20 protein-coding genes are annotated in these 21665 nt (G+C 63.0%); 2 read left to right on the top strand and 18 right to left on the bottom strand.

The features are described 5' to 3' along the window. Complete coding sequence (gene mprF / locus FJ424_RS10875; protein WP_246677210.1) at positions 1-2664, top strand: bifunctional lysylphosphatidylglycerol flippase/synthetase MprF; 2664 nt, start codon at positions 1-3, stop codon at positions 2662-2664. Continuing rightward, a complete protein-coding gene (locus FJ424_RS10870; RefSeq protein WP_140655759.1) occupies positions 2657-4003 on the top strand; it encodes an AcvB/VirJ family lysyl-phosphatidylglycerol hydrolase in 1347 nt (448 codons plus the stop codon). The genes mprF and FJ424_RS10870 overlap by 8 nt, the downstream gene beginning before the upstream one ends. Before the next feature lie 108 nt (positions 4004-4111). Here the strand turns inward: FJ424_RS10870 and FJ424_RS10865 are convergent, their stop codons facing one another. The 18 genes from FJ424_RS10865 to trbB form a co-directional block, all read right to left on the bottom strand. Beyond that, positions 4112-4357 carry a hypothetical protein gene (locus FJ424_RS10865; RefSeq protein WP_140655756.1) on the bottom strand — a complete coding sequence of 82 codons (246 nt, stop codon included), beginning with the start codon at positions 4355-4357 and terminating at the stop codon, positions 4112-4114. A 155-nt stretch (positions 4358-4512) separates the two neighbouring features. Further along, the gene (locus tag FJ424_RS10860) at positions 4513-5271 is read right to left on the bottom strand and encodes a DUF4336 domain-containing protein (RefSeq protein ID WP_210239407.1); all 759 of its coding nucleotides are present in this window, start codon (positions 5269-5271) and stop codon (positions 4513-4515) included. Between the two features lie 802 nt (positions 5272-6073). After that, on the bottom strand, positions 6074-6859 hold the full coding sequence (locus tag FJ424_RS10855; RefSeq protein WP_140655754.1) for a hypothetical protein: 786 nt from the start codon (positions 6857-6859) through the stop codon (positions 6074-6076). Then, the gene (locus tag FJ424_RS10850) at positions 6846-7373 is read right to left on the bottom strand and encodes a sigma-70 family RNA polymerase sigma factor (RefSeq protein ID WP_246677209.1); all 528 of its coding nucleotides are present in this window, start codon (positions 7371-7373) and stop codon (positions 6846-6848) included. Before FJ424_RS10850 ends, FJ424_RS10855 begins: the two co-directional genes overlap by 14 nt. A 796-nt stretch (positions 7374-8169) precedes the next feature. After that, positions 8170-9300 carry a substrate-binding protein gene (locus FJ424_RS10845; protein WP_140655748.1) on the bottom strand — a complete coding sequence of 377 codons (1131 nt, stop codon included), beginning with the start codon at positions 9298-9300 and terminating at the stop codon, positions 8170-8172. Between the two features lie 73 nt (positions 9301-9373). Continuing rightward, positions 9374-9646: a hypothetical protein gene (locus tag FJ424_RS10840; RefSeq protein ID WP_027024197.1), complete on the bottom strand. Its 273-nt coding sequence runs from the start codon at positions 9644-9646 to the stop codon at positions 9374-9376. Between the two features lie 90 nt (positions 9647-9736). Continuing rightward, entirely contained in the window at positions 9737-11281 is a 1545-nt protein-coding gene (locus FJ424_RS10835) for an HD domain-containing phosphohydrolase (RefSeq protein ID WP_246677208.1), read from the bottom strand. 427 nt (positions 11282-11708) lie between these two features. Further along, on the bottom strand, positions 11709-11930 hold the full coding sequence (locus FJ424_RS10830; RefSeq protein ID WP_140645548.1) for a DUF2274 domain-containing protein: 222 nt from the start codon (positions 11928-11930) through the stop codon (positions 11709-11711). Between the two features lies 1 nt (position 11931). Next, entirely contained in the window at positions 11932-13068 is a 1137-nt protein-coding gene (locus FJ424_RS10825; RefSeq protein ID WP_140655743.1) for a TrbI/VirB10 family protein, read from the bottom strand. After that, on the bottom strand, positions 13065-14129 hold the full coding sequence (trbG, locus tag FJ424_RS10820) for a P-type conjugative transfer protein TrbG (RefSeq protein ID WP_140655740.1): 1065 nt from the start codon (positions 14127-14129) through the stop codon (positions 13065-13067). Before trbG ends, FJ424_RS10825 begins: the two co-directional genes overlap by 4 nt. Beyond that, entirely contained in the window at positions 14126-14815 is a 690-nt protein-coding gene (gene trbF, locus FJ424_RS10815; RefSeq protein WP_140655737.1) for a conjugal transfer protein TrbF, read from the bottom strand. Before trbF ends, trbG begins: the two co-directional genes overlap by 4 nt. A 3-nt stretch (positions 14816-14818) precedes the next feature. After that, the gene (gene trbL, locus FJ424_RS10810; RefSeq protein ID WP_140655734.1) at positions 14819-16180 is read right to left on the bottom strand and encodes a P-type conjugative transfer protein TrbL; all 1362 of its coding nucleotides are present in this window, start codon (positions 16178-16180) and stop codon (positions 14819-14821) included. 2 nt (positions 16181-16182) lie between these two features. After that, a complete protein-coding gene (gene trbK-alt / locus FJ424_RS10805) occupies positions 16183-16509 on the bottom strand; it encodes a putative entry exclusion protein TrbK-alt (RefSeq protein WP_140655731.1) in 327 nt (108 codons plus the stop codon). Positions 16510-16520: 11 nt separating this feature from the next. Continuing rightward, a complete protein-coding gene (gene trbJ, locus FJ424_RS10800) occupies positions 16521-17279 on the bottom strand; it encodes a P-type conjugative transfer protein TrbJ (protein ID WP_140655728.1) in 759 nt (252 codons plus the stop codon). Continuing rightward, positions 17276-19726: a conjugal transfer protein TrbE gene (trbE, locus tag FJ424_RS10795; RefSeq protein ID WP_140655725.1), complete on the bottom strand. Its 2451-nt coding sequence runs from the start codon at positions 19724-19726 to the stop codon at positions 17276-17278. Before trbE ends, trbJ begins: the two co-directional genes overlap by 4 nt. A gap of 10 nt (positions 19727-19736) precedes the next feature. Next, positions 19737-20018 carry a VirB3 family type IV secretion system protein gene (locus FJ424_RS10790; protein ID WP_140655722.1) on the bottom strand — a complete coding sequence of 94 codons (282 nt, stop codon included), beginning with the start codon at positions 20016-20018 and terminating at the stop codon, positions 19737-19739. Next, positions 20018-20350, bottom strand: coding sequence for a TrbC/VirB2 family protein (locus FJ424_RS10785; protein WP_140655719.1), 333 nt, complete (start codon positions 20348-20350; stop codon positions 20018-20020). Before FJ424_RS10785 ends, FJ424_RS10790 begins: the two co-directional genes overlap by 1 nt. After that, on the bottom strand, positions 20347-21330 hold the full coding sequence (trbB, locus tag FJ424_RS10780) for a P-type conjugative transfer ATPase TrbB (protein WP_140655716.1): 984 nt from the start codon (positions 21328-21330) through the stop codon (positions 20347-20349). Before trbB ends, FJ424_RS10785 begins: the two co-directional genes overlap by 4 nt. Positions 21331-21665 lie beyond the last annotated feature (335 nt).

Genomic DNA, 21665 nt, shown 5'->3' with positions numbered 1-21665 from the left:
ATGTCGCTTACCGCGCAAGCTGACGGTGGTGCGAGCGCCGCGGAAAACAATTCCAGGCCAAGCCACGTGCAGTTGGACCTTCCGCACCTGGGCGCCCAATCCGGCGCCAAGGCGCGCCGCCTCGGCCTTTCAGCAACGATCTTTGCCGCGCTGACCCTTCTTGTTCTGGCATTTGGCAGCACGGTCCAGAGCATCGATTATCATACGCTTATGCACACGCTCAGTCACCTTCCGGCGGCTTCCCTAGGCTGGTCGGTCTTCGCGACAGCGGTAAGCTTGGCGGCCGTGGTCGGCCGCGACGTGTGTGCGGTCTATTACGTCGGCGCTCGCACGCCACGTCTCGCGCCCCTTGTGGCCGGCTTTTGTGGAACAGCTCTTGGGAATGCAGTCGGATTCGGCACCCTTACCGGCGCAGCCGTTCGATATCGAATCTACCGAGCCGTCGGGCTTCGGTCCGAGGATATTGCCCGGCTCCTTTTGTTTGTCGCTGGCGGCTTCGGCCTTGGCCTTGCTGGCTTCGGAGGCATGACGACACTCATTGAAGCTGGGCCGGTCTCGCACCTTCTCGGCTGGCCGACAGGCATATTGCAGGTAGCGGCAGGGAGCGCGCTCGCTGGATCCATCATACTCCTGCTGTTTGGCTTGCGCGGACCAGTCCGCGTGGGCAGCTTCAGCCTTGCTGTCCCGAGCAAGGCGATCGCGGGCATGCAGCTTGGACTGACGGGTATCCGTCTCTTCGGAGCAGCAACCGCTCTGTGGGTGCTTCTACCGGGGGCTTCGATAAATTTCCTTAGCTTTGCCGCTATTTTCTCGGCTGCCACCGCATTGGGGGCCGTCAGCAACCTGCCAGGCGGCATTGGAATATTTGAGGCTGCTGTATTTTGGGTGTTTGCGGGACATGCCCCCGTCGATCAGATCGCGGCAGCGCTGTTGGGGTACCGAGGGATATACTTTGGGGTGCCATTGGTGCTTTCCGCGGCCCTACTCGCAATATTCGAAACCCGCCTTGCCTTAGGAACGAGGATCCCCACCGCCAACGATCGGCTTATTGAGGCGGCCGCTCAACTATCGCCCCGCTTCATGGGCGTCATCGCGTTTGCAACAGGAGTGATGCTGCTCACGTCCGGGGCAACGCCGACCTTCGGTCACAGACTAGCGGTCCTCTCGATGCGCCTGCCCCTTTGGGTGGTCGAAACCTCTCATTTTCTGGGCAGTCTGGCCGGCGTTGTGTTTCTCTTCCTGGCTCGTGGACTGTTTGAACGACGTGATGGTGCCTGGTGGCTTGCGCTCTTGATGGCGACCGCAAGTCTCGGTTTGTCCCTGGCCAAAGGACTCGCTTATGGAGAGGCCGGGTTCCTGGCGATTGTCATCAGCCTCCTGGTCGCGACCAAACGTCGGTTTGACCGACCTGCTTCAATGTTGGGTCAGCCTTTTACCCAGGGATGGGCCGTCGCCGTAGGCGTTATCGTCCTCGCAACGGCCGTGATCTTCCTCGTGGCGTTCCGGCACGCCGACTACACGGCGCGCGACCTATGGTGGCAGTTTGAGTTTGATGCGCAGGCCCCCAGGGCGCTGCGCGCCTTGCTGGGCGCCGCAATCCTTGCCATCGTCATCGGCCTTTGGCAGTTGCTTCGCCCGCCAAAGGGGCTCGCACCTCATCCGGACCTCATAGCGCTTGGACAGGCTTCGCGGATCATTCGTGCCCAAGCCAGGAGCCAGGCGATGCTGGCTCTCATGGGCGACAAGAGCTTGCTGTTCTCTAAAACGGGAGACGCTTTCATAATGTATGGAAAGCGCGGCCGCAGCTGGATTGCGCTCTTCGACCCGGTAGGCCCGGTCGAGGAATGGCCGGAATTAATCAAGAGATTTGTTGCATTGGCCGCCAGCCATGGGGGTCGCGCCGCCTTCTACGAGATCCGTCCTGAAAGCCTGCCGTTCTATCTGGACGCGGGCCTGTCAGTGATGAAGCTTGGCGAGGAGGCATGTGTAGGGCTCGCCGGTTTCGACATGAAGGGCAGAGCAAGTGCCCAGCTTCGCTATTCGCTCAAGCGCGGCGAACGCGATGGGTTGACGTTCGAACTTGTGCCACCCCGACAGATCGCCGAAATCATGGATGCCTTGATCGAGATTTCGGCAGCATGGTTGCGTTCGCGCAGAACCAGAGAAAAGGGATTCTCAATCGCCGCGTTCGAACCCTCATATCTGGGATCCCAATGGGTCGCCCTCGTTCGACAGAATGACCTTCCCGTTGCGTTCGTTACCGTCATGGCGACCGGGACACAGCAGGAAGCTTCGGTAGGCCTTATGCGCCACACGACCACGGCATCGCCCTACGCCATGGAGTTCCTGTTCACGAAGCTCATCCTCGAGCTCAAGGATATGCGCTACGCTTGCTTAAGCCTCGGCATAGCTCCGCTGAGCGGCGTATCGTCTGCCCCGCTATCTTCGCGATGGCACAGGCTCGGTGAGATGATCTGGCGCTATGGAACCCGGCTCTACAATTTCCAGGGCCTCAGAGCGTTCAAGAGCAAATTCAATCCGGTATGGGAACCGCGCTACCTGGCGGCGTCCGGGACGCTGAGCCCATTTGTTGTACTCGCGGATGCCACAGCCTTGATTGGTGCCAGGTTCAAAAGCTCAGGAGCACGAGCGCCGAATGAATAAGCTTGCCATCCTGCTGTCAGCAGCATCTGCGATCATGGCGCCGATGCCATCATTGGCGATCGAGGGTGGGCGGTACGGGGATGTCCACCTTGTGGTTCCCGATGATCCGATCCAGGGATACGTCGTCTTGTTTTCGGGGCAGGACGGATGGAGCGACGCTAACCAGGCGGCGCTTGCGGCGCTAGGGCGGCAGGGGGCACTCGCGGTCGGCGTGGACACAAAAACCTATTTGGCCAGGCTCTCGGAAGAAAAGGAGCCCTGCCATAACCTCGTGGGCGATGTGGAGATACTTAGCCGCCGGCTGCAACGTGAGCACAGCGGCCTGCAGTATCATTTTCCCATTCTGGCCGGCGTCGATGCCGGCGGAACGCTCGCAGGGGCCATTCTAGCGCAGGCTCCCATCAACACGGTGGCAGGGGCTGTCTCTGTGGATCCGAGCGTGGTTCTCCCCAGCGAACGCCCGCTTTGCGCAGGAGCGCCCTCGTCTCCTCAACCTGGCGGCTTTGCGTACGGACCGTCCAGGGTCCTGCAGGGTTTTTGGAACCTAGGTTTTACGGCCGCCGAGCCGAAGGACGCGCGCGCCTATTTTGCCTCGCTCCAAGGCGCCGGCATGCCGATGAGCGTTCAGTCCGTCCCCGGTAGCGCGAGGGATGCAGTGACCTCACTTGTCCAGCCGCATTTCAATGCGGGCTACGCCAGCGGCGTCTCGGCGCTTCCCCTGATCGAGCTGCCGGCGCCAAACCCGAATGGGCTGTTGGCGATCGTTCTGTCAGGCGATGGCGGCTGGCGCGACCTAGACAAGACAATCGCCGAAGAGCTGCAGTCGCGTGGGGTATCCGTGGTCGGTTGGGACAGCGTGCGCTATTTCTGGAAACAGAAATCGCCCGAGCAGACGGCGGCCGACCTTGCCGCGGTCATACAGGCATATGGCGAGAAATGGCACGCCAAGGATGTCGCCTTGGTCGGCTACTCCTTTGGCGCGGATGTGCTTCCCTTCGTCTACAACGACCTCGCAACAGGCATCAAACAGCGCATCGCGCAAATCTCTCTGCTCGGGTTCGCGAATGCGGCCGATTGGGAGATTCAGGTCGCAGGGTGGCTTGGCGCCGCCCCCAGCTCCGAGGCCGTTCCGGTCGCGCCGGCGATCGAGCAGGTGCCTGCGAAGTTGCTCCAATGTTTCTACGGAAATGAAGAGACTGACACTTTTTGTCAGGCGCTCTCCTCGCGAGGCGTCGAGGTGATCAAGACAACCGGCGGCCATCACTTTGATGGTAACTATGCTCGCTTGGCCGAGCAGATCCTGGATGGCTTCAACAGGAGGGTCGCTGCCAAGATGTAAGGCTGAAGGACTGAGCGCAGGGGCCGCGCCCGAGACGCGGCCGCCAAGGTACTAGTGTAGGCGCGGCGCGGCAGGGCGAAGCAGATGCCCAGGGAACGCGCTAATAGCCTAAATCTCTGCAAAGCCGTTTTGGAAGGCCCAGTCGCCCACCTTATTGCCAAGGTGAATGCCGTCCTCGCCGTCCTGCCGCCAATGAACGCCTAGCCAGACGCGGCCGAAGGCATTTTCAAACTCCGCGTCCTGCAGCGCTACGAACGACATCGGCAGATAGGGCCGAGGCCGCGGATCATTGATCCCTTTGTGCTTGCCGTTGAATTCATCCGAGTTTAGCGGTTTCAGAACCGCCCTTCGCAATCAGGGGGTTCGAAAAGCCAGACGGCCAAGATGATGGCGGCCGCAGCCAGCGCGACAATCAAGAGTGCGATCCTTACCGTTTTGTCCATAGGCCGGAAACTAGGGATAGGCAGAGCGACACATCAAAAGGGCGTTAAGAAGAGAGCCAGAGCGGCTCAGAGCGCCCATCGGAATGCCCGCCGCAGCTCGGAAGCTCCGTCCTTCTCATACCATCGTCCGTGCGAGACGATGACGCGTTCCGGATCCCAGTCAAGCATCTGACAAACCGCCAATCGCAGCGCGGTGCGGCGCCCGAAGAAGCTCAATCGCATGTCGATAGGAGCCTTGCCGTCGGGATCGGCGGCGCCGGCGAGCTTCACGAGAAGTCCGAGAAGCCGGCTATGAAATCGACTTGGCTCAAAGTTCTCGATCAGATCGGTGAGGATTACGTTCGGGTGCTGCGGTGAAACAGTACGGCCTCCGTCAGCATATCGCCCGCGCACCACAAGCAGGTCGACGTCATCAGGCCAGGGCGAATGACGACCCACCAGCATTGTATCAACATCGATCCGGCGCTTGGCTCGACGTGAGAGGCCGCGTACAGCCAGAATCTTTGCAGCGGGGACAACAGCTTTCCAGTCAGGCACCCACCAATAGCGCAGCGAATTCGGCGCAACCAGATAGCGGATTGGTCCCAATATCTCGATCGCCGACCGAAGCGCAGGGGAATATGCCACCGGTGAATGGAGGACCAATTCCCCACTTCGCAGCCGGACGATCGTCATGCGCGTTGAGAAGGGGAATTTCAGCCAGCCCAGCCCGAACCTGATCTCAGATCCGTCGACGATCCACAGGTCGGGGGCCACCGGCTTCAGAACGTTGATTGTCTCATACAGGTCCAGAGCGGGCCTACCGTTTGCGTGTCTGTGAAGCATTGGCCAGGCTCAGCGCTAGTTGAAGAGACTACTCAAGGACATCCGAACGCACAGGCGCCAGAGGTTGTTATGGTGCGTGATCCTCGACCGGACAGCGCGCGCTTTCGCGCGTCGCCAGCCATTCGCGAATAGCAAGGCCCGAGTAGCCAGTTCTGGCGCTCACGGTCCCCTAGGACCGCTATATACTCTCCGTCTCCCGGATAACCGATCAGGCCGATTTGTTCGTATTCTTCCAACTTACGCATCATGGCCGTCTGACGATCAAGGACAGAACGCTTGTTAATTCGCGCCAAGAGGGGAACGGCCCGGCACCACCCCAGCCGGATGCCGGGCCGTCAGGAAGTGCCCGCGCGGTCGCACTCCCCTGAAGCCTAGCCATGGCCTCCGGAGCGATCGGCTCGGCGAAGCGTTTCATTTGCGCAGGCAACCACAGGGATCGTGGAACCCTGCTGCCTGGCTTGCGACAACCACACCGTGCGGTTTTCCTGCGACAGACCTCTCATTGCCAAGCGCGCTGCGGACGTAATTTCGAAACCTCCGCAGGATGCACATTGAAATTCCACCTTGCGGAGAGTGACCTCGGCCTCAAGAGCCGTGCCGGCGCAAACCGGGCAGGTGGACGGAAAGTACCGTCGTTCGAACGACAGCACGTTCATGCTGCTGAGCTTTCTACCGGCGGGCGAACGGCGTTCGATTGGTCACAGCGCCAATTAAGGCCGCTCCGGCGATACACGATTGACGCCAAGTGCCATCGGTCGCAACGTGAGTGCATTCGGTTCCCTTCTGATGGCATCGGCGCTGACTAGCCTCTTGTCTTTGGTGCAACGTTTCTGCGCGTGGCGACTTCGATTTGCTTTGCTTCCACTTCGAGCCGGTCAGGGGCGGCGGACCCCATCAAGGCGTAAGCCGTACCTCCCGATTGCCAGTAAACTGTCGGTACCCTGCCGTCAGTGGCCGGGGTCGGAGGAACTGCGTCCTCGCCGTTCATGGGAGCCGCGACGAGCGTTATACGACCGACGCTGGGCGTGTCGGCTGTCACTACAAGACTCTGCTGCCCGTTCCAGGGCTGCACCTGGACGTCCTTCACGACCCATACCGAAGGCAACGTCGGCATGCTGACGTTGACTGCACCGACCAACCGTTCAATCTTGTCCTGCTTCGGCTCGTTCCCCCTATCCGGCCCCGTATTGAGCTGCGCTACCCGCAAGGCGTCTCTCGCGGCCAGGATGAAGGTTTCATCGGCCGTCTTGCCGCCTTGACGAAGCGGCACGGTCAGTGAGTTGGCCGACCATCCGGCTGCAATAAGGACGACAGCAGCGACCTGCAGTTTCAGGGCGGCTATCAGCTTCTTCCGGCGGAACACCCGCTCCAACTGTCTCGCCTTTTCCACAGTTGCGCGTGGTGGGACCGCCCGACGCGGTTGAGCACTGCGCAAAGCCTCCATGCGCTGCGCGTGTGCAAACACCTCGGCGGCCCGTTCCGGCTCCTGCGCAAGGCGCGCTTGCAGGTCGGATCGCTGCGACGGGGAGAGCTCGCCGTCGAGGAACCGGTTGATCTCTTCGTCTGAAATCCGGCTATTCGGCCACATCACGGCCTCCCACAATTTTCAACGAACCCGACACCTGGCCCCTTGCATCCTCAACGCTGTGTTTCAGCGCAAATCGGGCCCGGCTCAGGCGGGACATGACCGTCCCAGTGGGCACCCCCAGCAACTCGGCGGCTTCCGAATAGGTGAAGCCCAGTACGCCAACCAGATGAAGGATTTCCGCCTGCTCCGCCGGCATCGCAGCGAGCGCTCTTTCAACGTCGACTAGTTCGGCACAATGCTCTTGCGCGGGGGGCGACGTTCGATCGGACAGATCAGCGTAAGAGGCGAGGCGCTGCCGGTCGGCTGCCATGCGGGTGGCACTGGACAAGAAAGTGTTCCGAACAATCGCGATCAGCCAGGGCAAGAGCGGACGCGAACTATCGTAAGACTTGGCCAATGACAGGGCACGCACAAGCGCCTCCTGGACCAGATCGTCAGCATCCGAGTCATCGCGCGTGAGCACCCGCGCGTAACGCCATAAATCTTCAAGATAGGGTGTGACGTCGAAGTTCACGCTCAATCCGTTCCGCATAGCCTTCGCCCGGGATCGGCCCAGCGGTCAGGGACGCAACCGCTGGGCCAGATGGGAGCGCTTTCCTCCCGAAGCGCAGGCGTCGAATAGCCATGTGTCATCAATGCCTGCTTCGCTCCCCAGTTCCGACAGTGGCCTCTGGAGGCAGCCGCCACGGTCGAAGCTCACCCTCAACCTGCATCTACCGAGCTAGGCCGGCAACTATTCCATCACGGTTTGGAATTTCTTCCGCCCTGCGGATCTGCCCAGATAGTCGAACTGGCAATCAGGTTCAGGGAAAGCACGGTCCTCGTAAGGCGCTGGGCACTTCGACGTGTTGTAACGCCGGCAAGAGCCTTCCGCGGCCAAAGTCCAATTGGAGTGTCCGCTTCCAGCTGGCGAGCAGCCCAATTTAGCGATTGCGATGAGGCGCCAACTGTATTCGGCAGAAGACAAACTCGATGGGCGAGAGACGGAATCGGGTTCTTGAATCGACTTCGGCGAACTGCCTCGTAACCTATTGGCAAATAACGATTATGCCAGCCACTGAGGCTGTCGTTTTCGACAGGAAATCAATATGTCAGCGGGTGGTTCGCCAACCCGTTTCCCTCGTATTCTCTCGTATGGTCTGGCGAACCCAATGACCAAGACGAGGACTAGTTTCGATGAAAGCGTTGTCTTGCTCTTTTCCCGCAGGAAGAGGTCAATGTGAGGGAGCAAGCCCTGTCGATCCGGTTGATGGCGAGGGAACCATGTGGCTGCCCCCGCCACCAGGAAGGCCGGTGATCGACGCTTCAAGTCATCCTGCGTTCCTGAATTGGAAGTCGCCGACTACTCGCTCGTTGGGGTCAATCGGACCCAGATTCTTCACGACCCTGAATTGACCGCCCTGCGCCTGCGCGATGTACATGTTCATGCGAACATGATGCTGGCCGGGAACCATCTCGGCCGCACCTCCCGGGCCTTCGGCGATACGAGCATGGTCGAGTGCCTGGATGACCGCGTCGCGCTCGACGCTGCCCGCCTCCTTCACCGCCGCTTCCCACATGCTGATCGCCCGGAAATGACCAGTGCACCCGCTGCCCGCAGTCAAGGTGGCGCCGCCGGGGAACCGTTCGCTGTAGCGCCGCAACAGCGCGCGACCGAACGGTTCGTCGAGTTCCTGGTAGTAGTCGAGGCAGCTGTAGAGGCCCTCGATCTGGTCGGGCGGCACCAGGTTGAAGAAGTTCTCGTCGAAGTAGGTACAGACGATCCGGCCGCCGCGTCTGCCGAAGCCGGCCTTGTGCAGTTCTTCGAGAAACGGTGTCAGGCCCGGCGGGACTATGGTGTTGAAAACCACGTCGGTGCCGCTCGCCATTATCTGCTGCACCGTCCCCCGGAAGTCGATGGTGTCCAGCGGAAAATACTCCTCGCCGACGATTTCGCCGCCATTGGCGCGCACCGCCCGGCTCGCGGCCTTGTTCAGCAAATGCGGCCAGATGTAATCGGCCGACGGCAAATAGAAACGCTTCGCCCCGGTGCTGTTCATGAGCCACGGTATCAGCGGCTCGACCTGCTGCGCAGGCACGGGCCCGGTACAGAAAATCAGCGGATCGTTTTCCTGCCCCTCATACTGCTCGGTATAGATGTAAAGCGTCCCGCCCCGGGTGACCGCCTCGCTCTTGATGGCCAGGCGGGTCGAACTGTAAATGCCGCCGACGACCACATCGACCTTGTCGACGTCGACTAGTTTCGCAGCCTTTGCCTTGGCGACACTTTCGACGGTTTCGCCGTCCTCGACGACCAGCTCAACCGGCCGGCCGAGGAGGCCGCCTTTGGAGTTGATGTCGTCGACAAGCATGGTGGTGAGGTTGGCGTTGGCGATGCCCATGAAGGACAATGGGCCGGTGATCTCGGCGATAAGGCCGATCTTGATGGGTTTCGGATCCATCTGATTTCTCCGTTTCTGGGGGATTCGTTGGGCGCGCCGCCGCCAAAGGGGAGGCGGCGCGCAAGATGGACCCTCAGGCCTCGTAGTGGCCCAGCAGCAGTGCCGCCTGCGGCTTGCCGACATGGCCGGCTTCCTGCAGGATCGCGGGAACCTCCGGATCCGACACGAAATTCTTCCAACCCTCGGCGTCCCAGTCGAAGATCGCCCAGACGCGGTCAGGTTCGCTCGGGTCGCGGAACACGGTTGCGCCGTTCGAGCCGTGCAGCCGGCGCTTGTCGGCGCCCTTGGTCGAAAAGATCCGGATGAAGTGGTCGACGTCCGCCACCTTGGTCGTTGCGAGAAGCATCTGATTTCCTCCTGTCGGTCGCGGCCACCATTGGTCCATCGACAGGATCACGATGCGCGCGCCGAAGCGGGCGCACATGGGGTGGATTCCCTATGCCGGCATTTCGCCCGGTCGGACAAGGCCGTGCTCGACCGCATAGAGCGCGGCACCGGCGCGGGTGGTCACGCCGACCTTGGAGTAGACGCTCTGGATGTGGTGGTCGGCGGTCTTGGGCGAGATATCGAGCTTGCGAGCCGTCTCCTTCGCCGTAAGGCCGGCGGCGATCAGGCGCAGCACCTCGATTTCGCGCCGCGTCATGCCGGCTAGCGCCTGCGGTAAGGCCCGGCGCGACTGCTGCCCGGCGAAGGACAACACCGCCTCGGCGGCGTCGGGGCAGATACAGCCGTCACGAACAGCTGCACGCAACTGCGTCGCCGCCGCCTCGCTGGACAGCGCCTTGCGGTGCGGACGTTCCTCCCGCGACGTCTGAAAGGCCTCGGCGGCGGCCAGGATCCTGGCCGCCGGAGACAGATCGGAGCCGCTGACCTTGCGGTGATATCCCGAACCGTCCAGGCGCTCGTGATGGCGCAGCACGAGCGCGCCCATCGCATCGCCGCCGTGGCCGAAGGAAGCCAACGCCCGCTCACCGTAATAAGCGTGCAGTTGCGCCGCGTCGCGCTCACGCACCGACAAAGGGCCGTTGCGCATCCAGGTCGGCACCGGCACCACCAGTTCGCCGATGTCATGGATGCAGCCCGACCAGCGCAGGGCGCGGACATCGGCAGTGGGCAACCCGATCCGCTGGCCCGCACCCGCGGCCAGTTCCGACACCATTCGCGAATGGCCCTGCGTAAAGGGCATGCGCATGTCGATCATGTCGGCGATGGCGAGGAACGCCTCGTCACAAGCCGCCTCATCCAGCGTCACCGGCGGATCGGGCTCCAGCGCCAAAATCGTCTCGCGATCGACTGTCGCACCGATATCCTTCATCAGCGCGGTCGCGTTGGCCGAGACGAGCCGGCCTAGACCCGCTTCGTATGGGCCATCGCCGCGACTGGCAACGGTTTCGGCCATCGCGTCGATACCGACAGCATCGCTGAGCGCAATCACATCCTGCGCCAATGTGATCAGGCGCACGGCCGGCAGAACATCCTCGCCGCTCAGCCCGCGCGGCAGGCCCTTGCCGTCCCAGCGTTCGTAGATCTGGCCAAGGTTGCGCCGGATGTCCTCGGACAGGCCAAGCCGCTCGCCGATACGCTGGGCGACCTCGCAATGCGCAGTCAGCACCGGGCGGGCCACGGCCAGCGCCTGCGCCATCGCAGCCTCGATCGCCCTGGCCTGCGCGTCAGGCTCGAGATAGTAGTAGAACCGCTTGAAGGCCTGCACGAAGACCCTGCCCAATTCTGCACGGTTGCCCATGTCGAGAGCGACAAGATCCTGGCGCAGTGCGATTTCGTCACCGAAGGTGGCCGCCAGAAGGTCCGTATCCGCATTGCAGCCGACATAGCGCAGCATCGACTGGTGGTAGGCATTGCGCCGGTCCTGCTCGGAAACACCCGCAAGGTCCGCGATCCGCATTGCAAGCACGCAAGATTTCAGCGCGAAGTCGCGGGAATGGCCTGTCGCGAGGTCCGACGCATTAGCGAGGACCATCATGAAGTCCGCTCGGCGTATCGAGACTTCTGTCATCGCACACCCCAACCAGCACATATGCTATCCCGGCGCGCGCCGAATACCTAGGGCAAAAGTCGGAGGCCGGATGTGTATGCTATAAACATCCCGGCGACTCGACGGTAGCTGGTCGCGAATGCCTTGGGCGCCTCACCATTCGCGATGACGAGCGCTACTCCGCGGTATGGTGGCCAGCGCCCTCACAGGTTATGCCGGGCGGCGCTTCAGCATTGGCTTCTGCTCGTGCAGATCAGCGGTGCCGGGTGCATTGGAAGATCAATCATTCGACCTGTTGGTGAGTACAAGTTTTGGCCGTTCAAGCCTCATTGGGCGTAAGCCATCGACAGGCGAGCATCCTATCGACGGCTCGGCTCAAGACGCTCGCCGGTCGTTGGCCACAGGAAAGCTCGGTCTAAGCCTCCTCCTTCTTTGCTTTCGCAAAACCGCGGTCCGTTGCGATGAACCGTTCAAGCATCGGCGCGATCAAGCGCGATGGATCGGCAGACGGCCGCCCGGTCTCGCGCCCAAGGATCTCTGCGTATTTCACCAAATCGCGATGCAGGGGAGCCGGCAGTTCCACCGTAATCTTCACTGGCTTGTCGTCGGCGATCGTTGCGAGTTTCAACTTGGCCATGTCAACCTCCGTATGGTTCAAGGGCAAGGTCGCGGGTGACAAGGACGCGAACGGGAAACCCCGGCCGGATCGTGAGCGTCGGGGCGATAGCGAGTTGCCGCTGAACGACTTGCTGGCCTACCTGGCTGACGCTATCGGAAGCGCCGCTTCGCAGAGCCCGCACAATATCGCTGTCTTGATCAGAAGAACCGGCCTGCGCGCCAACGCTCAGAATGGTCGACAACGCCGCGGCCTTGAACAACTCGCCCCAGTGATAATCGACGTCGTCCTCTAGGCCGGCATAGCCCTGTGCGTCCGCGCCAGGCTGCCGCTCCAGCACCATGGAGCGTCCGTCGGGAAAGATCAGCCTGTTCCAGACAAGCAGCACGCGGCGCTGCCCGGAACCAATTCCGCTATCGTACTGCCCAACAATACGAGTGCCTTGCGGGACAAGCAGCGAGCGGCCGGTGGGGCTGTCATAGACATTTTCGGTCACCTGAGCGCTGATCTGCCCGGGAAGGTCCGACCGGATACCCGTAATGAGCGCGGCCGGGATCACGGCACCGGCTTGAAGCACATAGGGTGACGCGGGAGGCGTGATGTGATCCGGGGCCACTGTACGCCGGTCAGCGGCGGCAGACAGGAAGGAAAGCTGGCGATCCTGCGCATTTGGCTGAGCATACTGACTGGCAAGATCGCTAACAGGAGGGACGGACGCTTCGGCGGTCTTGGGATCTCCTTGCGCTGTCTGGAAGAAGACGCGCGAGGTTCTGGCCGCTTCCTCTTCGGCTCGTCGGCGCTGCTCGGCTTCGTCAACCGCAGGGCTCGCGATTGAGGGGGGCACGACGGCCTGCCCCTTCTTCTGGGCATCGAGGATCGGCCTGCCGAGATCGCCAGGCAGCGGCGGCCCAAGGATCGGGCCGGCATAGTCGCGCGGCAGGCTTGCCAGTCCGTCCGCGGGCGGCCGATTGGAGGTAGGGTAGAGCTCCTCGCCCTGCTTGAATGTGTCGGCGTCCTGCAGAGCGTAAATCAGCGCGCCGCCGAGACCGAGCGAGGCGATGAAGCCGATGCCTGCGAGCATCTTGCGCGACAGACGCGTCACACGCGGCGGGTCGGCGCGAAGCCGCATGGGTCCGACGTCCTTATCGTCCTCATTCATGGCTGCAGCGCTCCCCTGTGCATTGCGTTCGGCACCTTCGACGCGGCGCTGACGCTTGGCCTCCGCCACAATCCATGGTCTGTTCCTCCATCAATGCGCACGATCCTGACCGTCTGCTGCCGCTTGCCAGCGCCAAGACGCAGTTCGGCCGCACCAAAAAGGCGGTCGACGATCAGGACGTTTCGATAGACGCGGCTGTTGGTGATTTCAGCCTCGCCGTCCGGACCGATGACGAAAATCGGCGGCATCTCGCCTTGCACGATGCCGCGCGGAAACTCGATATAGACCCTGCGCCCATCATCGTAGGCGCTCACCGGCTTCCAGGGCGGGCTGTCCCCGGTGAGGCCGTAGCGATAGTTGCGCACTGTAACGTCCGGTATGACCGGCGTTGTGGCGATCGTCTGCGGGAGGTCCGCTTTCAGAGCCGGATAGGACCACGCAACGGCAGGCATGTAGGGCTTCGCGCCTGAGCGTAGCTCAAGCATATAGCTGCGCCGGTCCGTGGCGATGATAAGGTTCGTTGTGATGTCCGCCCGCGAGGGTTTCACCAGGACGTGGACGCGTCGGGCAATGCCGGACCCGCTTTCGGTGTCGCCGATGATCCAGCGCGCGGTATCACCTGCCGCGATCGGACCGTCTCCAGTCAGGCTCTCGCCCGGCTCAAGCGCGATGTCCGTTATCTGGCCAGGTGAGGCGTAGACCTGGTAGAGCGCTCCTTCGCTCCATGGGTAGATCTGAATTGCATTGTAGTAGCCCTCACGGCGCGGTTCCACGCGCGCCGCGGCGTTTGCGTTCTCGACACGGGCTGCCGGCGTTTCCCCGATGGCGCCGCCTCTCGCCGGCGCCCAGCCTGGTGGCACGCGAAGAGGTTTCGGCCGTTGGTCGGTCGCGGCGGTCGGAGCTGGCGGCAAGGGCGGAACATAGGTGTCGTAGCTGATCTTCGGCGGCTTCTTCGCAGTCGTGGCGCAACCCGCAAGCAGCGTCGTCCCCGACACCAGCATGGCCGATAGCAGATATCTTGGGAAAGTCGTGCCGGCAACAAGACGCGATGTCGGGCTCATTGGCTCATCTCCCGCGACCAGTTGATGGCGTTGACGTAAATACCGAGCGGATTAGCGCGGAGCCGTTCGGCGTCGCTTGGCGTCTGCGTCACGATCGTCAGGATCGCGGTCCAGCGCTCGGTGCCTGAAAGCTGACCGTTCTCGTAGTGGTGCTCGATCCAGGCGACACGAAAGGAGCCCGGCGAGGCTCTGATGACCGAAGAAATGTCCACCGCGACCTGCTGCTTGCCGACCTTGGAGAAAGGATCCGCAGCGCGCGCATAGTCGTTGAGCGCCGCAGCACCCAGGTCGGTGGTCCAATCATAGGCGCGCAGCCAGTCCTGGCGCAGGATGATCGGGTCAGCGGGGATGGAGCGTACCTGCTCGATAAAGCGGGCGAGATGCCACGCGATCTGCGGATCGGTCGGCTTATAGTCGGCGGTTGCCGGCTCGATCGCTTGAGCCTGGCCGAGCTTATCGACCTGCACGACCCAGGGCACGACCGTGCCGCGGCCCGACTGCCAGACCAGTGAGGTGGCTAGCCCCGCCGACAGGATGAGCGACCCGAACGCCATGGCGCGCCAGTTGCGAGCCTGCACGCGTGCGGAGCCGATGCGTTCATCCCAGATCTGCTCAGCCTTTTGATAGGGAGTTTCCGGTCGAGGGCTCTTGCCGTAGTGGACGGCGGGGCGCCTAAAGGTGCTCATGGTTCATTCGCCTTCAGAAAGAGAAATCGAGGCTCCGCCGCCATGGCTGTCACCGGCGCGCACCGCGTGGGCGGCGGTCTGGGCGCCGTGGGCGAGGCGCTGGGAGCGATGCAAGCGTCTGGCCCATTCGGGCTGTCCTTGAGTGCTGGATGGCTTGCCCACGCCGGACGCGGTTGGCGCAGCGGCGCCGCCAATCGTTCCCATGGTCGACGAGCCGCCGGTGATTTCAGCGGCCGAACCGACGCCAGAGGCAAAGTTCGACTGAAGAGCTTGATCGGTGTTTGCAGCGGCGCGCTTGAGTGGAGAGATTGCCGCTGAAGCGCCAGCGCGCGCAATGCCGCCCAAGCCGGAGGCGATGCCTGTCACGCCAGACTGGCCGGCGGCGCCAAGCATATAGGCGGCCGAACCGCCGCCAGCGAGTGAGGTCCCGCCACGCACGGTTGAGGCCGCCCCCGCGAATGCGGCTGTTCCGCCTCGCGTCGCGAGGCTGGCTGCTCCGTAGCCTGCAACGGCGATGCCACCCGCGGCCAGGCCAGTCCCGACGGCCGCACCGGCGCCAAGCTGCGGTCCACCCGCGACGAGGCCGTTGGCGATGCCGGGACCGAAGATGCCGAGACCAAGCAGCGACAGCGCTGCCAGCACGATCGCCATGGCCTGGTCGATGGTGGGGTTCTCGCCGCCGAAGCCTTGGGTGAATTCGCCGAAGAGCGTGGATCCGATGCCGATGACCACGGCAAGCACCAGAACCTTTATGCCGGACGAGATGACGTTGCCGAGCACGCGTTCGGCCATGAAGGCCGTCTTGCCGAAGAGCCCGAAGGGGATCAGCACGAAGCCGGCCAGCGTCGCCAGCTTGAACTCGATCAGCGTCACAAAGAGCTGCACCGCCAGGATGAAGAAGGCGAGCAGGACGAGCGCCCAGGCAAAGAGCAGGCAAGCGATCTGGATGAAGTTTTCAAAGAAGGAGACGTAGCCCATCAGACCGGAGATCGCCTCAAGCAATGGTCGTCCGGCGTCGAGGCCGGTTTGCGCCACCTTGCCCGGGTGCAGCAGATCCTGTGCCGAGAAGCCGGTTCCACTCGCCTTGAGACCAAGACCGGAGAAACTCTCGAAGATGATTTGGGCGAGGCTGTTCCAATTCGAAATCAGGTAGGCGAAGACACCGACAAAGAGCGTCTTCTTGACGAGCCGCGCGAGGATGTCGTCGTCGGCGCCCCAGCTCCAGAAGAGCGCGGCAAGCGTCACGTCAATAACGATTAGCGTGGTGGCGACGAAGGCGACCTCGCCGCCGAGCAGGCCGAAGCCGCTGTCGATATAACGGGTGAAGGTGGCCAGGAATTGGTCGATGACGCCGGTATTGCCCATGTCTACCGGGTCTCGTGCTGGCCAGCATCCGGCGACCGCGAAGTGGCCGGCTCGACGATCGAATTCCCCGACGGCTTTTCCAGACCGAGGAAGCGATCACGCTGTTCGGCCCACAGCCGCGCACATCCATCATCACGCAGGGCAGCCTCGCCGAGCGCCTGGCAGCGGCGCAGGCCATCGCGATGCGAATTCGGGACCGAGGCCGCCGGTGTGTGCTGACCCTCCCCCACCGGTTTGTGTTCCTTCCGGCTCATCTCGAGCGCCGTCGCCGTCATGGCGACGGCGACCAAGACGACGGCCACGACGCGAGCGAGGGTTTTGCCGTCCATGGCGATCGACCTCAGCGGTTGAACATCTGGACCGAGCCGGCCTGGTAGCCGGAGCCAGGCGCCAGGAAGCGGCGGCGTTGCTCACGCCCCTGATCGACCGCGGCAGCACGCTCGGCCTCGGTCAGCGCCTGGGCGCGACCATTGGCGGCTACCAGGGCGGTCAAGTCCGCAAGCTGCTGGCCCTGAAGCGCAAGCAACTGATTGCTGGCTTGCGTCGCCTGCAGCGCACCGGTCGCCGACTGGCTGGCGCCGACCAGCGCCGACATCTGCGCGCGGCCGGTGTCGATGTTTCCGACGACGCCCGCCTGGACGCGCATTGCGTCCTGGAGAGCTCCCACTGTGTTTTGCCAGCGCGAGCGCGCGTCCGTGACGAGTTGCTGGTCGGAAGCAGAGAGCGAGACGCTGCTGTATTGCTGCTGAAATGCCTTGTCGACCTGCTGGACGTCGAAGGCGATGTTCTGTGCTTCGCCGAGAAGCTGTTGCGTGCGCTGCACCGACTGTTGCAGTTGCTGCAGCGAGGACAAAGGCAGGCTCGCCAGGTTGCGCGCCTGGTTGATCAGCATCTGGGCCTGGTTCTGAAGCGAGGTGATCTGGTTCGTGATCTGCTGCAGCGAGCGCGCAGCCGTCAGGACATTCTGGGAGTAGTTCGATGGATCAAACACGATCAAGGCATGCGCTGGCAAAGTCATCATCGGCGAGATCGCGATCGGCGTGGCGAGCGTCGCCGCGACCAGAAGAAGGACGCGCCGCCGGCTTTGACGAACAGTCATGGTTTGGAATCCTTTTCAGGTTCGGGAACGGTGAGGTTGGGAATGAGGTCGGCGGCCCACCCGACGTCGCGGGCACGCAGCCACGCCGGCAGGAAGCCGTCGCGGCCATGCTCGGCGATGATGCTGCCGATCAGGGCCTGATCGCTCTTCGAGGACGCGGCGCAAAGCGCGAGCCCGACCTCGGACAGGCCGAGCTCGAAGAGACGATTGCCGCGACGGGACTGGCAGTAATAATCGCGCTTGGGTGTGGCTCGGGCCAGGATCTCGATCTGGCGGTCGTTCAGGCCGAAGCGGCGATAGATGGCGGTAATTTGCGGCTCGATCGCCCGTTCATTGGGCAACAGCAGCCTGGTTGGACAGCTTTCGATGATCGCCGGCGCGATAGCCGAATTGTCGATGTCGGAGAGTGACTGGGTGGCGAAGACGACGCTGGCATTCTTCTTGCGGAGCGTCTTCAGCCATTCGCGCAACTGCCCGGCGAACGCGTCGTCGTCGAGGGCAAGCCAGCCTTCGTCGATGATCAGCAGTGTCGGACGACCGCCGAGCCGGTCGCCGATGCGATGAAACAGATAGGACAGGACGGCGGGCGCGGCCGGCGTGCCCACCAGACCTTCGATTTCGAACGCCTGCACTGATGCCTGGCCGAGGTGTTCGGCCTCTGCGTCGAGCAGCCGGCCGTTCGGGCCACCAACACAGTAAGGACGAAGCGCCTGTTTCAGGTCATTGGCTTGCAGGAGCACGCTGAGCCCAGTGAGGGTGCGCTCCTCGACCGGGGCCGAGGCGAGCGAGGTCAGCGCCGCCCAGATATGCTCCTTTGCGTCCGGGGTGATCTGGATGCCCTCGCGCATCAGAATAGCGACGATCCAGTCAGCCGCCCAGGCGCGCTCGTACGTGTCATGAACGCGGGCGAGCGGCTGCAGCGAAACGGAAGCGTCCATGCCTTCGGTGAGATGACCCCCGAGATCGTGCCAGTCGCCGCCCATGGCGAGTGTCGCCGCGCGGATCGAGCCGCCGAAGTCGAAAGCGAAGATCTGAGCGTTGCGGTAGCGGCAGAATTGCAGCGCCATCAACGCCAGCAGCACCGACTTGCCGGCGCCGGTCGGGCCGACGACCAGCGTGTGACCGACATCGCCGACATGAAGAACCAACCGGAACGGGGTCGAGCCTTCGGTCTTGCCGTAAAGCAAGGGAGGACTGACCAGATGCTCGTCCCGTTCCGGCCCCGCCCACACGGCAGAAAGCGGGATCATGTGGGCGAGATTGAGCGTCGAGATAGGCGGCTGACGGACGTTGGCATAAGCATGCCCGGGTAACGAGCCGAGCCAGGCGTCGACGGCGTTGACGGTCTCGACGATCGCCGTGAAGTCGCGGCCCTGGATGATTTTCTCGACAAGCCGTAGTTTCTCGTCCGCGACGCGCGAATCGGAATCCCATATGGCGACGGTCGCGGTGACATAGGCCATGCCTGCCATGTCGGCGCCGAGCTCCTGCAACGCCGTGTCGGCGTCGGCCGCCTTGTTGGCGGCGTCGGTGTCGAGGAGTGCTGATGGCTCGTTGGTCATCACCTCCTTCAGGATCGAGGCGATGCTCTTGCGCTTGGCGAACCATTGCCGCCGTATCCTGGTCAAAAGGCGGACAGCGTCGACCTTGTCGAGCAGGATCGCGCGGGTCGACCAGCGGTACGGGAAGGCCAACTTATTGAGGTCATCAAGCAGGCCAGGTGTCGTGGCGGTCGGGAAGCCGACGATGGTGAGCATGCGAAGATGCTTGTCGCCAAGCCGCGGTTCGAGCCCACCGGCGAGCGGCTCGTCGGCCAGCAGCGCATCGAGATAGATTGGGGTCTCGGGGACGCGCACCGGATGGCGCTTGGTCGAGATGGTCGAATGCAGGTAGGTCAGCGTTTGGCCGTCATCGAGCCAGTGGCATTCAGGCATGAACCCGTCGAGCAGGGACAGCACGCGCTCAGTCCGGTCGACGAAAGCGCGGACGATTTCGCCCGGATCCGCGCCGGCCTGGTCGCGACCCTCATAAAGCCAGCCCTCGGCGCGCGTGGCGTCTTCGGGCGGCGGCAGGAACAGGAATGTGAGAAAGTAGCTCGATACGAAGTGAACCCCTTCCTCGTCGAAGTCGGCTTTGCGCTCGGCATCGAGCAGGCCGGAGGCCGCATTGGGAAACTGGCTCTCGGGATAAGAAGCCGCTTCGTGCCGCTGCGCTTCGACGAAGATGCTCCAGCCCGAGCCAAGACGACGAAAGGCATTGTTGATGCGCGATGCCACCGCGACAAGTTCCGCCGCTACGGCGGAGTCGAGATCAGGTCCGCGAAACCTCGCGGTGCGCTGAAAGCTGCCGTCCTTGTTGAGCACGACCCCGGGGGCGACGAGCGCCGCCCAAGGCAGAAAGTCGGCAAGGCGAGCAGCAGTCCGGCGGTATTCGGCAAGGCTCAGCATAGCGGCGCCCTCAAACCGACAGATGCCCGGGCAGCCGCAGGTGCCGGCGTCCGACTTCGAAAAAAAGCGGATCGCGCCTGGCAGCCCATACCGCCGTAAAATGTCCGATTGCCCATATCAGAAGACCGGCCAGCCAGAGCCGCAGCCCAAGACCGACAGCGCCCGCCAGCGTGCCATTCAGGATCGCGATTGCGCGCGGCGCGCCCCCGAGCAGGATCTGCTCGGTCAGCGCCCGGTGCACGGGCACGGTCCACCCCGGCACTGTGTCGAGCTGTTCGAAAGCGGTTGTCATCAGATCAACGCCCCGCCGCCGAACGAGAAGAACGAAAGGAAAAAGCTTGACGCCGCGAAGGCGATCGAAAGGCCGAAGACGATCTGGATCAGCCGCCTGAACCCACCCGAACTGTCGCCGAAGGCCAGCGTCAGGCCGGTGACGATGATGATGATGACGGCGATGATCTTGGACACCGGTCCTTCGACCGACTGCAGGATCTTCTCGAGCGGCTGTTCCCACGGCATCGAGGAGCCCGACGCAAAGGCGACCGGCGCGACCATGAGGTTGAGGGCAATGGCGGCACTGGCCGCCGCCAGGCTGGCGTGGCAGCGCGAAGAAAGGCGGATCATGAAATTTCTCCTGTGTTGATCGGGTTAGCTTCAGCGATGCGATAATCGCCATCGGGGCCCAGACCCTCGACCCTGACCAGTTCGATCAGCCGTCGCGCGGCGCCGCGTCCGGCGAGCACGGCGACAAGGCCGATCGTGTCGGCGATCAGCGCACGCGGGACAGTGACGACGGCCTCCTGGATCAGTTGTTCAAGTCGGCGCAGAGCGCCAATACCGGAGCCGGCGTGAAGGGTGCCGATGCCACCGGGATGCCCGGTGCCCCATGCCTTCAAGAGGTCCAGCGCTTCGGCGCCGCGCACCTCGCCGATGGGAATGCGATCGGGCCGCAGGCGCAGCGAGGAACGAACCAGGTCGGAAAGCGTGGCGACGCCATCCTTGGTGCGCATCGCGACGAGGTTGGGGGCAGCGCATTGCAGTTCGCGGGTGTCCTCGATGATGACGACCCGGTCCGTCCCTTTCGCCACTTCGGCGAGCAGCGCGTTGGTCAGGGTAGTCTTGCCCGTCGACGTGCCACCGGCAACGAGGATGTTTGCGCGGCCAGCAACCGCGGCGCGCAACATAGCGGCGTGGCCAGAAGTCATGATGCCCGCCGCGACATAGTCATCGAGCGTGAAGACGGCGACCGCGGGCTTACGGATCGCGAAGGCCGGCGCGGCAACAACGGGCGGCAGCAGGCCTTCGAAACGCTCGCCGGTTTGCGGCAACTCGGCCGAGACGCGTGGGGACCGGGAATGGACCTCGGCGCCGATATGATGGGCGACCAGCCGCACGATCCGCTCGCCAGCGGCAGGCGCGAGCATTTCGCCCGTATCGGCCAAACCTTCCGAAAGCCGATCCACCCAGATCCGGCCATCCGGGTTCAGCATGACCTCGACGATCGCGGGGTCGTCCAGGAACCGGGCGATGGCGGGTCCGAGCGCGGTGCGCAGCATACGCGAGCTGCGCGCGCGTCCTTCGGTATCGTTGTGCGAGATAGCCATCCTGTCCCCGTTTGGCCCGGGAACCCGTCGAGCAGTTCCGGTCGGGGATGAGCAAGAGAGGCCTTAAGCAGCCCGGTTCAACAGCTTTCGACCGCCGTCGTAGCGCAGCGAGCAAAAACCGGCGAACGGCGGCGCAGAGCTCAGGAAGCTCTGTGGCGGCGTTTCGCGGCGTTCCAAGATCGGCAGAATATAAACTTTCGCAATACTATGTATATGTTTATTGACACCTGACTCCCACCGGGTTTATGAGAGGGCATCGATGACCTGGCCGAACGGGCGATCGCCCTTTCCACGGCGCGGAGGATTGTCATGCGGTTTGGTCCGGAGGGCTCGGT

Source organism: Mesorhizobium sp. B3-1-8 (assembly GCF_006439495.1).
In the GTDB taxonomy this organism is placed as follows: Bacteria; Pseudomonadota; Alphaproteobacteria; order Rhizobiales; family Rhizobiaceae; genus Mesorhizobium.
This window is presented reverse-complemented; position numbering and strand designations above follow the sequence as displayed.